This is a genomic window from Subdoligranulum sp. DSM 23681 (assembly GCF_057005535.1).
Map to the genome: position 1 here is coordinate 87,258 of NZ_CM168050.1, position 13,760 is coordinate 101,017.

The window sequence follows — 13,760 nt, forward strand, 5'->3', positions numbered from 1 at the left end:
TGTCACACTAAAAAGGTGGCAATTGCCACCTTATTTTTTGTTAATGACTTTTATAAAAGAAAGGAGTATGTATGCATGGAGAAAAATGAAAAAATCTGATAGCGTATAATCGAGTTCGCAAAAGCAAATAAAAAATAGACAAGCCATTAGGGCTCCTGTAAAATGAAAGTTGTCCAGACAATCACGATACAAAGGAGAAAACCCTAATGGCTCAAAAGAATCATACCACAAATCTGACCGAATTGCTACTGCAATGTGTTGTAGCACAACCGGATCCCATGCTGAGTATGCTGGAATGGCTGTGTGCCCAGCTCATGGAGGCCGAAGTAAGCCAGCAGCTGGGAGCGGAGAAAAGCGAACGCGCCGAAAGCCGCAGCGGGTATCGCTGTGGCTACCGGCCTCGCAGACTAGATACCCGAATGGGCACCATGTATCTCATGGTGCCGAAGGTACGTCAGGGCGGTTGCATACCGTTCTTTGTTACGGAGCGCAAACGCAGTGAAGCGGCACTGATCCAAGTGGTGCAGGAGGCATTTGTGCAGGGCGTATCCACTCGTAAGATGGAAAAACTGGCCAAGAGCCTGGGAATTGAAAGCCTGTCCCGCAGTCAGGTCAGTGAGATGACAAAAGGCTTGAACGAGCAGGTAAATGCTTTCCGCAGCCGCTCTCTTTCCCAAAGCAGTTATCCCATTTTGTGGGTGGATGCTCTGTACGAAAAAGTTCGTATAAACGGCAGAATTGTAAGTATGGCGATACTGGTGGTCTGTGGTGTGGATGAGCATGGCCAGCGAGACATTCTGGCGATAGAGCCCATGTTGGAAGAGTCGGAAGAAGTGTATCTTCAGCTTTTTCGAGGATTGCAGGAACGAGGACTTTGTACGCCTCGACTGGTTGTTTCAGATGCACACGCCGGACTTGTTGCGGCTATCCGTAAAGGCTTCCCAGGAGCAAGCTGGCAACGGTGCAAGGTTCATTTCATGCGTAATATTCTGGCGCATATTCCTCACAAGGACAACGATGCCTTTGCTCAGAATCTCAAGACTATCTGGCTGGCTCCCACCAGAGAACAAGCTCGCAAACTGGCTGAAGAAATCTGCAGGCGGTACGAGCACCGTTTTTCCAAAGCCATTTGCTGCCTGGAAGACGGTTTGGAGGACTCTTTGTCGTTCTATACTTTTCCACAGTTGGATGCAAGAAAGATTTCTTCTACCAACGTGTTGGAACGGCTGAATCGGGAGATCCGTCGCCGTACCAGTGTGGTAGGAATATTTCCCAGTGCAGATGCTTACACCAGACTGGTTACTACTTACCTCATGGAATATGCGGAAGACTGGTCCGTCTCCAGAGCGTACCTCAGCGAACAGTCTGTTCAAGCCATACTGCAACCGGCGGCTTAACTTCTTGTTTTACAGGAACCCTTTTTGCGAACAATACTTGACGCAGCCAAAAATCTGGAACAGAAGATTTATCCTTCTGTTTATCACCAATCTGCTTGTTTTAGCCGCTTTCTACGCATCGATCCCCATAATTCCCATCTACTGTCAGGAGATCGGTATCACCGGGTCCAAAATCGGGATTGTTCTCACCGCTATGTCTGTAGCCACCATTTTGTTCCGCCCTGTAGCCGGGTATCTGCTGGACAACTTCAACCGTTATCGGGTTTATCTGCTGTTCCTTGCTTTGTTTTGCCTTTCTTTCCCGGCTTTCATCGCCTTCCGATCTTCGGGGTTCTGATCATCATTCGGCTGTATATGGGCGCTGTATACTCGGTCTGTGGTTCGGCTACCATGACATTGGCTGGAGATGTTCTGCCCGTTCAGAAAATCACCGAAGGTATCAGCCGCTTTGCCTTCACTGTATCCATCGGCATGGCTGTTGGCCCCTATGTGGGATTGCAGGTACAGAGCCACATGAGCAGCAAGGCCTCTTTTCTGACCATCTTCGGCATCTCGGTGGCCGCACTCATCTGTGTTTCCTGCTGCCGTATTCGGTATCCGAAAGTCGCCCGCAAAAAGTTTTCTATCCGCGATTCCATTTACACGCCCGCACTGCCTTTCATGTTCAACATGATGTTTCTGATGATTCCTTACGGAGCTGTCATTGCCTATTCTTCCATCTTTGCTCAGGAAAAGGGACTTTCCGCCTATCTTCCCTATTTTTACATCTTTCTGGTGCTGGGTATGTTGGTTTCCAAATTGTCCACTCAGAAAATGATCGATGCCGGCCGCCACAAGATTCTGGTTTGCCTGAGTCTGATTGTTTTGATCCTGACCATGCTGAGCTACCTGTTTATGACCACCGGCATTCATCTGCTGGTTTCCGGCTTTCTGTTTGGCCTTGGATATGGAATCCTGCAGCCGCTGTTTCAATCGTTTGTGACCGGCACCACCGACGCCCCCAAACGTGGTGTGGCCAATGCCACATACATGCTTTCCTATGACATCGGAATCGGTATTGGCTCTCTGTTGATGGGCTTTCTGCAGGAGACCTTGGGTTTGCCTGTCGGTTTTGCCTTGACAGCCATTGCTTATATTGTCGGAGCTGCCGTGTATCTGTTCTATGTGGATGGCTATTATCGCCGCCTGAAAAAATCTGATATTCGTGTGTGATATTTTTTGCACCACTAAAACAGCCGGGAGATCTGTGACCAGTTTCGCAGATTTCCCGGCTTATTTGTATCTATATTACCACGTGTTCTTCGTTGTTTCCTAATAGCTCCCTTTTCTGACTTCTGTCCGGTGCAGTTTATTGAGCTCTGCTGCAAGATTGCTCATCACCGGAAGTTTGAATTACCAAAAACTTATAAAAAAGTATCTCCACACTTTGATTTTCGCGCAGTCTTAAAAAGTGCTTTGTCTTTTTTTGTAATGGCCCGCGTCTCAATAGAAGATGATTGCGTGCATAGTTGTAGTGTAATTCTGCCAGATTCAATTACCGGATGCCTTAAGATACGTGATTTTTTCTTTCCGCTCTGCGCCCTCGAAAAAACCAGGTAAGAGTATTTTTCATCTTCAAAAGGTGCTTCGCCGCCTTTGAGAAGTTTATGTAATTTGGTGCGCGATACGCGACTCGTAAAATGGCACCAGTCTCCAGCGGGCAATGGGCATTCCGCGTTATGGGGACAAGGGGCCACCACACTGGCTCCTTGCCTTATCAAGCATTCCCGAATAATTTTCATATGCTCAAATGCGGTAGGTGTCCCCGGCTCAACTATCAGCAGATACTGATTGGTACACGACCATAATTTCTCAATTAGTTTCATACGGTCGGCTTCCGCCAGCTCATTTAAAGAATACGAGGCAATCACCAAATCATACTGACCGCTGAAATCAAACGTGCTCATATCCCCTTGCAGCCAAGTGACCTCGTCCTTAAGTGGCATGCTTTGCATTAAAGTTTTGGCGACTTCAATCATCTCCGGCTCTCTCTCAAGGCAAGTAACCGTCTCAATACCTGGGATGCATTCATACGCGGCCCATACTGCCGTTCCCGTACCGGATCCAACATCGAGCACGGTCTTGATGTTCGCAGAGTCCACCATTTCTAACAGGTAGTTTATTGCGGAAGAGACCGCACCATAAGTGGCTGGCATTCGTACAATTGCGTACACGATAGTTTCGGCCTTCTCTTTTACAAGCCTCTTTCCTTGTCCGCTTTCATTCTTGTATTTGCTCGAGATATCCGCAGATGTCTCAAGTAATTTGCCGTGTGGAACGCCAACGGCCAACTGTTCAATCGAATATTTCAAATCATTAGGTAAATCCATTTTATCCAAACCCCAATTTGCGTTATTATGTTCTGAACAGACATAAACAAGAAACACACCAGAGTGGCAAAGAATATCCGGCAGCGCAAATAGTGTTATAACCTCTGTTCATTGTAATGCTTCCTTGATAATTCCCGATATCAAATAGGATCATTCCAATTTAGGCAATGGGCACAGCATTCTCTGCACATTTATTGCTCTTCTTGAAATATGCCAAATTTAGTTTATCATCTTTTTTCTAAAATGCAATTTCATTTTAGCAAGTAGCAGGCATCACTTCACCCAGGATGTATCCCCTTCAGATTCTGCTCATAGATTTGAGCCACCGATATTCTTTATCCCAGTCAGTTTGGAGCTTTGCTCTCCAAGTCACCACGGTCCGGCTCCTTTCCAGGTCAGGTCGGTCCCGTTGAGTTGTTTTTGATCTATTCCCAGGCTTTGATGCTCCGCTTCTGGGTTTGTATGTGACCACTGTTCCATTTGTTATAACGGCAGCCCACCTGACAGGTCTTCATGTGCTCGCATTTATGTCTCCTCAAGCCCCATCTTGCTGCAATAACACTTCTTTAAGGTCCCTATAAATCTTTAGTTTTAGTGTCTTTCCCATTTTGCTCACTTGCAGGTCACTACAAGACCCGGTTGTTACCTAAAACCACAAAATTCAAAAAGCAGTCAGGCCCCCCGGCTAAGCCGGGGGCTTGTGTAAGCCCTAGAAGGGCATAATACGGACAACGCCCCTCAAGGGGCCACGAATGGGTCGGCCAACTGCATTGCTGACTCATGGCGGCCCCTTAAGGGGCTTATTTTTATGCCTTGGAATTCTTGCTACCCGTAAACGGGTCCACAAACTCTTTCAAACTCATTTGATCCGCTATCTTATCTTCCTCCAGTTGGTGCTTGATGTACTCTTGTATTTGCTTTTTGTTTCTTCCCACAGTATCAACGTAATATCCCCTGGCCTAGAAATGCCGATCTCCATATTTGTATTTGAGATTTGCGTGCCTGTCGAAAATCATCAAGCTGCTTTTTCCTTTGAGATATCCCGTGATTTGTGCTACACTGTATTTTGGAGGGATATTCAACAACATATGAATGTGGTCTGGGCATGCTTGTGCTTCTATGATTTCCACACCCTTTTGTTCGCACAGCTTTCGCAGAATTTGTCCGATATCTTGTTTAATTTGGCCGTATATCACCATCCGACGGTATTTCGGTGCAAATACTATATGATATTGGCATCTCCATGTTGTGTGTTGTAATGTTTCGATGTCCTTCTCTTTCATGTTAAAAGACCTCCTGGTTTTATTGTTGCAGTTGGCCGACCGCAACTTTATTCTACCAGAAGGTCTTTTTCACTATATAATTTCTTTACACTCCCCGGCATAGCCGGGGGTTGTCCTTACGCTTAAGCTAACAAAACGAAAAATGTCTAACTGATCAGCAAAAATCAGTTAGACATTTTCTCTTAGAATAAAAATCCTGCGTATTCGCAAGCCACCCAAATCACCAGAATAACTCTGAATTTGACGGGTGCTATCAATCTGCTATCAAAGGGGAAATCTGAAATCCGAAAACCCAGTGTTTATGCGGGTTTGCGGGCTCTCATATCCACTTTTTACTTATTCGAACTCAATGGTGGCCGGCGGCTTGGTGGTGTAGTCAAACATAACACGGTTCACATGCTTGACTTCATTGACAATGCGGTTGGCCGCGGTGGTCAGAGTTTCGGTGGGCAGCAGAGTGACTTCTGCCGTCATAAAGTCGGTGGTGGTCACCGCGCGCAGTGCAATAGCGTAGTCATAAGTACGCTCATCCCCCATAACGCCCACGCTCTGCATATTGGTCAAGGCAGCAAAGTACTGGCTGGGACGCTGCTCCATAGGCAGCTTGTCCACTTCCTCACGCCAGATAGCGTCGGCATCCTGAACAATGGCAATCTTCTCCGGTGTAACCTCCCCGATAATGCGGATGGCAAGGCCGGGGCCCGGGAAGGGCTGACGGGAAACCAGATACTCAGGCAAACCCAACTCACGGCCGGCCTGCCGCACTTCATCCTTGAACAGGTTCCGCAGGGGCTCTACCAGTTCTTTGAAATCCACGGTATCCGGCAGACCGCCCACGTTATGATGGCTCTTGATGACGGCAGATTCGCCCCCAAGGCCGCTTTCGACCACGTCCGGGTAGATGGTTCCCTGTGCCAGGAAATCCACAGCGCCGATCTTTTTGGCTTCATCCTCAAACACGCGAATGAACTCTTTGCCGATGATCTTGCGTTTGGCCTCCGGCTCAGTCTTACCTGCCAGCTTGTCATAGAAACGCTGACGGGCATCCACACAGATAAAGTTGATGTCGAACGCACCGCCTTCACCAAAGACCTGACAAACTTCTTCCCGTTCGTTCTTGCGCAGCAGACCGTGATCCACGAAAACGCAGGTCAGCTGCTTGCCAACCGCCTTGGCCAGCATAGCCGCACAGACGCTGGAATCCACACCGCCGGACAAAGCGCACAGAACCTTGCCATCGCCAATCTCTTCACGGAGCTGCTGTACGGCATGTTCCACAAAAGAATCCATTTTCCAGGTCCCGGCACAGCCGCAAACCTTGTAAACAAAGTTATGCAGGATCTGAGTACCGTTTTCGGTATGCAGAACTTCCGGGTGGAACTGAACGCAGTACAGACCGCGAGCGGTATCCTGCGCTGCCGCCACCGGACAGTTGGGCGTATGCGCCACAATCGAGAAGCCGGGAGCCGCCTCCTTGATGTAGTCGTTATGACTCATCCAACACACATTCTGATCCGGCAGTCCGGCAAACAGCGGGCTGGTGGTATCCAAGTCAACAACCGTCTTGCCATATTCCCGTTCCGGTGCCTTGCAAACCGTGCCGCCCAGGTTGTGCATCATCAGCTGGCTGCCGTAGCAGATACCCAGGATAGGCACACCCCAGGTATAGATTTCCGGATCAATGGTGGGAGAATCCGAAAGATAAGCACTGTTCGGGCCACCAGTAAAGATGATTCCCTTGGGATTCTTTGCCTTGATAGCGGCCAGGTCGGTACGGTAGGAATAAATTTCGCAATAGACATTGCATTCGCGGACGCGGCGCGCAATCAGCTGATTATACTGCCCGCCGAAATCCAGTACAATGACGGTTTCCTGCTGCATATACTGCTCCTTTCCCCTGTTAACGATAAAATCCTATTTTGTGATTATAGCATACTGTGCAAACTTTCACAAGATATAGCATCCGTTTTCCACTCATCCGAATCACTTTTTATGAAATAAAAAAGTCGGAAAGTTTTCTTGCCAACATAAAAACAAAAAAGCAGAGGCAGACTTTGACATCTGCCTCTGCTTTGTAAGCGTATCAGACTGTGCCGCAAGGGCAACAGCAAACCCGTTCACAGGAAGGAGAAATTACTTCTCGATCTTGGAAACAACGCCGGAACCAACGGTGTGGCCGCCTTCGCGGATAGCGAAACGCATGCCTTCTTCCATGGCAACGGGGGTGATCAGCTCAACATGCATATCGACGTTGTCGCCGGGCATGCACATCTCGGTGCCCTCGGGCAGGGTGATGATGCCGGTAACGTCGGTGGTGCGGAAGTAGAACTGAGGACGATAGTTGTTGAAGAACGGGGTGTGACGGCCGCCTTCTTCCTTCTTCAGGACGTAGACATGGCCATCGAACACGGTGTGGGGATGAACGGAGCCGGGAACAGCGATAACCTGGCCACGCTCGATCTGGTCGCGGTCAATGCCACGCAGCAGAGCGCCGATGTTGTCGCCAGCCTGAGCGTACTCCAGGCTCTTGCGGAACATTTCCAGACCGGTGATGGTGGTGGTCAGCTTCTCTTCCTTCAGGCCAACGATTTCCATCTGGTCGCCGACATGAGCGGTACCACGCTCAACACGACCGGTAGCAACGGTGCCACGGCCAGAAATGGTCATGACGTCCTCAACGGGCATCAGGAAGGGCTTGTCAGCAGCACGGTCCGGAGTGGGGATGTAGCTGTCGACAGCGTCCATCAGTTCCCAAATGCACTTGTACTCGGGAGCGTTGGGATCGGTGGAAGTGCTCTCCAGAGCCTTCAGAGCGGAACCACGGATAATCGGGGCATTGTCGCCGTCGAAGTCCTGGCTGCTCAGCAGCTCACGGATTTCCATCTCGACCAGGTCGAGCAGCTCTTCGTCATCGACCATGTCGCACTTGTTCATGAACACAACGATCTTGGGCACGCCAACCTGACGAGCCAGCAGGATGTGCTCACGGGTCTGGGGCATCGGGCCGTCGGTAGCGGCGACAACCAGGATAGCGCCGTCCATCTGAGCAGCACCGGTGATCATGTTCTTGATATAGTCGGCGTGGCCCGGGCAGTCAACGTGAGCGTAGTGACGCTTCTCGGTGTGGTACTCAACGTGAGCAGTGTTGATCGTGATGCCACGAGCCTTCTCCTCGGGAGCCTTGTCGATGCTGGAGTAGTCCATGAAGTCCGCATCGCCCTTCAGAGCCAGAACCTTGGTGATGGCAGCGGTCAGAGTGGTCTTGCCGTGGTCGACGTGACCGATGGTGCCAATGTTGACGTGCTCCAAAGAGCGGTCAAATTTTTCCTTTTCAGCCATTGGAAGTATCCTCCTTTGTTTAAGACAAATAGATGCCTGTTATAAGGCTATCATACTAAATTGTTTGAGAAAAATCAAGCAATTTTGCATGATTTTTTCCGGTTTGTGCGCAGATATTAGTTGTTCTTCGCACGCTCGGTCATGATCTTGTCCGCGATGTTCTTCGGGACCTGCTGGTAATCGGCAGGCTCCATGGAATACTGACCACGGCCCTGGGTCTTGGAACGCAGGTCGGTGGCGTAACCGAACATTTCGGACAGAGGAACCATTGCGTTGATACGCTGGGTGCCGGCCATAGCCTCCATGCCCTGGATCTGGCCGCGGCGAGAGTTCAGGTCGCCGATAACGTCGCCCATGTATTCATCAGGCACGATAACCGCAACCTTCATGATGGGTTCCATGATGACCGGATCGCACTTCTTCATGGCTTCCTTGAAAGCCATAGAGCCGGCGATGGAGAAGGCCATTTCAGAGGAGTCGACTTCGTGGTAGGAGCCGTCCCACAGAGTGACCTTGCAGTCAACAACCGGGTAACCGGCCAGAACGCCAGCCTTCATAGCGCCCTGGATACCGCTGTCAACAGCGGGAATGAATTCCTTCGGGATCGCGCCGCCAACAATGCCGTTGACGAACTCGTAACCCTTGCCGGGGTTGGGCTCCAGCTTGATCTTGACGTGACCATACTGGCCCTTACCGCCGGACTGGCGGGCGTACTTGGTCTCCTGGTTGGCGGACTTGCGAATAGTTTCACGGTACGCAACCTGAGGAGCACCAACGTTGGCTTCGACCTTGAACTCACGCAGCAGACGGTCGACGATGATCTCCAGATGGAGTTCGCCCATGCCGGCGATGATGGTCTGGCCAGTTTCTTCGTCGGTCCAGGTACGGAAAGTCGGGTCTTCCTCAGCCAGCTTGGACAGAGCAATACCCATCTTCTCGGAACCGGCCTTGGTCTTGGGCTCGATGGCCACGCGGATAACCGGCTCGGGGAAGTTCATGCTTTCCAGAATGATCGGGTGCTTTTCGTCGCACAGGGTGTCACCGGTGGTGGTGTTCTTCAGGCCGACGGCAGCAGCGATATCACCGGCGTAGCAGATGTCAATATCCTTACGGTTATTGGCATGCATCTGCAGGATACGGCCGATACGCTCGTCCTGATCCTTGACAGAGTTGTACACGGTGGTGCCGGCTTCCACGGTACCGGAGTAGACGCGGAAGAAGCACAGCTTGCCGACGTACGGGTCGGTCATGATCTTGAACGCCAGAGCGGAGAACGGAGCGTCATCGCTGGATTCGCGGTGCTCTTCTTCGCCGGTTTCGGGGTTGGTGCCCTTGATGTTCTCGACGTCGGTAGGAGCCGGCATATAGTCGACAATGGCGTCGAGCAGCTTCTGAACACCCTTGTTGCGGTAAGAAGAACCGCAGACAACGGGAACGATCTCGTTGGAGATGGTAGCCTTGCGCAGAGCAGCCTTGATTTCTTCCTTGGTCAGCTCTTCGCCTTCCAGGTACTTCATCATCAGGTCTTCATCGGTCTCAGCAACAGCTTCAATCAGCTTGTCGTGATATTCCTGAGCCTGCTCCTTCATGTCCTCGGGAATGTCTTCCACGCGGACATCGTTGCCCATGTCGTCGTAGTAGACGTCAGCCTTCATATCGATCAGGTCGATAATACCCTTGAAGGTGTCTTCCTGACCGATAGGCAGCTGGATGGGCACACCGTTGGCATGCAGGCGATCATGCAGCATCTGCACGCAGCGGAAGAAGTCGGCACCCATGGTATCCATCTTGTTGACGTAAACCATGCGGGGGACCTTGTACTCGTCAGCCTGACGCCAAACGGTCTCAGACTGAGGCTCAACGCCGCCCTTCGCAGCCAGAACAGTAACGGAACCGTCCAGGACGCGCAGAGAGCGCTGCACTTCGACGGTGAAGTCGACGTGGCCCGGGGTGTCGATGATGTTGATGCGGTGGCGGTTCTTTTTGAAAGCTACGGGATCTTTCTGGGTCTCGGTATGGCTCCAGTAGCAGGTGGTAGCGGCGGAGGTGATGGTGATACCACGCTCCTGCTCCTGCTCCATCCAGTCCATCGTGGCAGCGCCGTCGTGCACCTCACCAATCTTGTGATTGATGCCGGTGTAGTACAGGATACGCTCGGTGGTGGTGGTCTTGCCTGCGTCGATGTGGGCCATGATACCGATATTTCTGGTCATTTGCAGAGAAACATCTCTCGGCGTTGCCATGGCTTTAACCTCCTAGGTCTTGCAAAAAGAATCAATAACGGTAGTGCGCGAAAGCCTTGTTGGCCTCGGCCATCTTGTGGGTATCCTCGCGCTTCTTGACCGCGCCGCCGACATTGTTGGTGGCGTCGATGATCTCGGCTGCCAGACGCTGGGACATGGTCTTTTCACCACGGTTGCGGCTGTACAGAGTCAGCCAGCGCAGGCCGAGGGTCTCGCGGCGGGCAGGGCTGACCTCCAGGGGGACCTGGTAGGTGGAACCGCCGACACGGCGAGCCTTGACTTCGAGGCTGGGCATGATGTTCTCCATGGCCTTCTCGAACATTTCGAGAGGATCATTGCCGGTCTTTTCCTTCACGATGTCGAAAGCATCGTAAACGATCTTCTGAGCAACGCCCTTCTTGCCATCCAGCATGATCGAGTTGACCAGGCGGGTGACGATCTTGGAATTGTAGATAGGATCAGCCAGAACTTCGCGTTTAGCGACATTACCTCTTCTGGGCATCTTTCTTCCCTCCTTCACATAAATGATATCATCGGTACTCGAAAGTTTAGAAACTCCCGTCATGCCACAAAAGGTCAGCTGACCATTTTATGGCGAAAAGATGTTTCCTTACTTCTTGGCACCGGCCTTGGGGCGCTTCGCGCCGTACTTGCTGCGAGCCTGGTTACGGTTCGCAACGCCCTGGGTATCCAGGGTACCACGGATGATGTGGTAACGCACACCGGGCAGGTCCTTAACACGACCGCCGCGGATCAGGACGACGCTGTGCTCTTGCAGGTTATGGCCGATACCAGGAATGTAGGAGGTGACCTCGATACCATTCGTGAGGCGGACACGGGCAACTTTACGCAGAGCAGAGTTCGGCTTCTTGGGGGTCATGGTACGCACAGCAGTGCAGACGCCGCGCTTCTGGGGGCTGTTCAGGTTGGTGTACTGCTTCTTCTGGGAGTTGTAGCTCTTCTGAAGGGCAGGCGCGGTGCTCTTCTGAACCAGGACCTCACGACCTTTGCGCACGAGCTGGTTAAAAGTAGGCATTTCTTTTCTCCTTTCTTTCGTTATTCTGCGTGGCTTGTCCCGGATCATCTGCCGCCAAAAGGCCGCACTGACCCCTTTAGGACATCACGCATTTGTTATTTTAAGGCATAAACAACGGGATGTCAAGACATTTTCCAAAAAAATTCCGGAAGATCTCACTTTCCCAGCTGATCGGCGCAGGCTTCGGCATCATCCAGCAGCCGGCCGAATTTTTCCAGCGCTGCATTCACCGGGGCAGGAGTGGTCAGGTCCACACCGGCATGGCGCAGTTCATCCAGAGGCCAGACGCTGCCGCCCATGGAAAGGAATTCCAGATACCGCTTGCGGGCGCTCTCCCCTTCTTTCAGGATGCCTTCGGACAAAGCAACCGCCGTAGAATACCCCGTGGCATACTTATAGACGTAGAAGGGGCGGTAGAAATGAGGAATGCGGGCCCATTCCAGTTGGACCTCCTCATCCATGACCAGCTCCGGTCCGAAGTAATCCCGGACCAGATTGCCGTACAGCTGGTTCAGCGCGGCCGGACTCAGGGCCTCTCCCCGCTCCCGCATGGCATGAGCTTCCCGCTCGAACTCCGCAAACATGGTCTGACGGAAGACGGTACCTTTGAAGTTTTCCAGATACTGGTTCAGCAGGAACAGCCGTGTATCGGGACGTTGTTCAGTCTTGAGCAGCTGTTCGATCATCAGGTTTTCATTGACGGTGGAAGCCACTTCCGCCACAAAAAGAGTGTAGTCGGCATACTGGGCGGGCTGGGTACGGCGGGACAGCAGACTGTGCATGCTGTGTCCCATCTCATGGGCCAGGGTGGAAACACTGTCCAGCGTACCGGTAAAGTTGGTCATGATATAAGGTTCGGAATCATAGGTGCCGGTGGAGTAGGCGCCCCCGCTCTTGCCCTTGTTGGGATAAACATCCACCCAGCGCTGGGCAAAGCCCCGGCGCACCTCGGCGCAGTATTCCTCCCCCAACGGCGCCACCGCGTCCAGAACCATCTGCTTGGCCTGATCGTAGGTGTAGCGGGCGGTGGACTCCCCGGTAAGCGGCGCATACACATCATAATAGTGCAGCTCCTGAATCCCCAGCAGCCGTTTACGCAGTTTTACATAGCGGTACATCAGGGGCAGATGGGCCCGCACCGACGCCACCAGATTATCATACACTTCCGCAGGAATGTTCTCCCCTGCCATGGACATGGCCCGGGAGGATTCATAGTGCCGCGCGGCCGCTTCGGCGGTGGCGGCTTTCACCGCACCGGCATAGGTAGCGGCAAAGGTGTTGATATGGTTGCGATAAGTCTTGTAGAAGCTGCGGAAGGAATTTTCCCGCAAAGTACGGTCGGAGGAAGTCTGCAGCAGAATGTAGTTGGAACCGGTGACTTCATGCTCCTCCCCCACCCCGTCTTTCACGCTGTCGAAGGTCAGGTCGGCATCCTGCAGACTGTCGGCAATGTCGGCCGGGGCCCCCATCACTTCACTGAGGGATGCCAGCAGTTTTTCTTCCGGGGCAGACAGGGTATGGGGCTTCTGGCGGACCAGATTTTCCAGCACAAAACGGTATTCCTGCAGGCAATCATCTTCCTGGATTTCCCGCAAGGTTTCCTCCGGCAGAGCCAGAATTTCCGGCTCCGCAAAGGACAGGGCAGCCACTGCCCCGGCGTATGCTGCCGAGATACGGGCGTACATACTCTGGGCCGCCTCAGCGCGGGTGTCTTCACTGCGGCGCATGGAAGCGTAGCAATAAAGATTGGACAAGGTACGGGACAGCGTCACCGACGCATCCAGATACTCCCGGATGGTCTTTGCCTCCTTCAGGCGTCCGGCAAATGCCGCCACCGTCTGCACCTGCCGGTTCAGGCCGGCCAGTTCCTGTTCCCATGCGGCATCATCCTTGTACAGTCGGGTCAGATCCCATTTGTACTGCGAGTCGATCTCGCTGCGGTCTTTCAATGTATCGGGCATGGATTTCCCTCCTTGGTCTTCTTTCTAGTATGGGCGGAAAATCCGCCCTCATTCTCCCCTGCCGACGATCGGCAGCACACCGACCAACAGGGCACTTTCTTATTATACACGCATCAGGCTCCACATACAAAC

The 13,760-nt window shown here is 52.1% G+C and carries 9 protein-coding genes and 2 pseudogenes; 3 read left to right on the top strand and 8 right to left on the bottom strand.

All coding sequences use genetic code 11. From position 1 onward, the window contains the following. The first annotated feature begins 206 nt into the window (after positions 1-206). From AC127K_RS00395 to AC127K_RS00405, 3 genes and pseudogenes are all read left to right on the top strand, one after another. A complete protein-coding gene (locus AC127K_RS00395; RefSeq protein WP_483721168.1) occupies positions 207-1,397 on the top strand; it encodes an IS256 family transposase in 1,191 nt (396 codons plus the stop codon). Continuing rightward, positions 1,321-2,132 (top strand): annotated as a pseudogene (locus AC127K_RS00400) (MFS transporter); the annotation flags it as partial. The gene AC127K_RS00395 and the pseudogene AC127K_RS00400, both read left to right, overlap by 77 nt. A 78-nt stretch (positions 2,133-2,210) precedes the next feature. Further along, positions 2,211-2,609 (top strand): MFS transporter, encoded by a 399-nt coding sequence (locus AC127K_RS00405; RefSeq protein WP_483722155.1) that lies wholly within the window; start codon positions 2,211-2,213, stop codon positions 2,607-2,609. Between the two features lie 191 nt (positions 2,610-2,800). Here the strand turns inward: AC127K_RS00405 and AC127K_RS00410 are convergent, their stop codons facing one another. The 8 genes and pseudogenes from AC127K_RS00410 to pepF all read right to left on the bottom strand — a co-directional run bounded on the left by AC127K_RS00410 (position 2,801) and on the right by pepF (position 13,628). Then, positions 2,801-3,766 carry a small ribosomal subunit Rsm22 family protein gene (locus tag AC127K_RS00410; RefSeq protein WP_483721169.1) on the bottom strand — a complete coding sequence of 322 codons (966 nt, stop codon included), beginning with the start codon at positions 3,764-3,766 and terminating at the stop codon, positions 2,801-2,803. 806 nt (positions 3,767-4,572) lie between these two features. Further along, a pseudogene (tnpA, locus tag AC127K_RS00415) lies at positions 4,573-5,049 on the bottom strand (IS200/IS605 family transposase). Between the two features lie 336 nt (positions 5,050-5,385). Then, complete coding sequence (gene guaA / locus AC127K_RS00420; RefSeq protein ID WP_483721170.1) at positions 5,386-6,930, bottom strand: glutamine-hydrolyzing GMP synthase; 1,545 nt, start codon at positions 6,928-6,930, stop codon at positions 5,386-5,388. Between the two features lie 252 nt (positions 6,931-7,182). Continuing rightward, complete coding sequence (tuf, locus tag AC127K_RS00425) at positions 7,183-8,388, bottom strand: elongation factor Tu (protein WP_483721171.1); 1,206 nt, start codon at positions 8,386-8,388, stop codon at positions 7,183-7,185. Positions 8,389-8,504: 116 nt separating this feature from the next. Next, positions 8,505-10,601, bottom strand: a complete 2,097-nt coding sequence (fusA, locus tag AC127K_RS00430) for an elongation factor G (protein ID WP_483722156.1) — start codon at positions 10,599-10,601, stop codon at positions 8,505-8,507. Positions 10,602-10,662: 61 nt separating this feature from the next. Beyond that, a complete protein-coding gene (gene rpsG, locus AC127K_RS00435) occupies positions 10,663-11,133 on the bottom strand; it encodes a 30S ribosomal protein S7 (protein ID WP_317402323.1) in 471 nt (156 codons plus the stop codon). A 108-nt stretch (positions 11,134-11,241) separates the two neighbouring features. Continuing rightward, entirely contained in the window at positions 11,242-11,667 is a 426-nt protein-coding gene (gene rpsL, locus AC127K_RS00440) for a 30S ribosomal protein S12 (protein WP_204644816.1), read from the bottom strand. A gap of 155 nt (positions 11,668-11,822) precedes the next feature. After that, entirely contained in the window at positions 11,823-13,628 is a 1,806-nt protein-coding gene (gene pepF, locus AC127K_RS00445; RefSeq protein ID WP_483721172.1) for an oligoendopeptidase F, read from the bottom strand. Positions 13,629-13,760 lie beyond the last annotated feature (132 nt).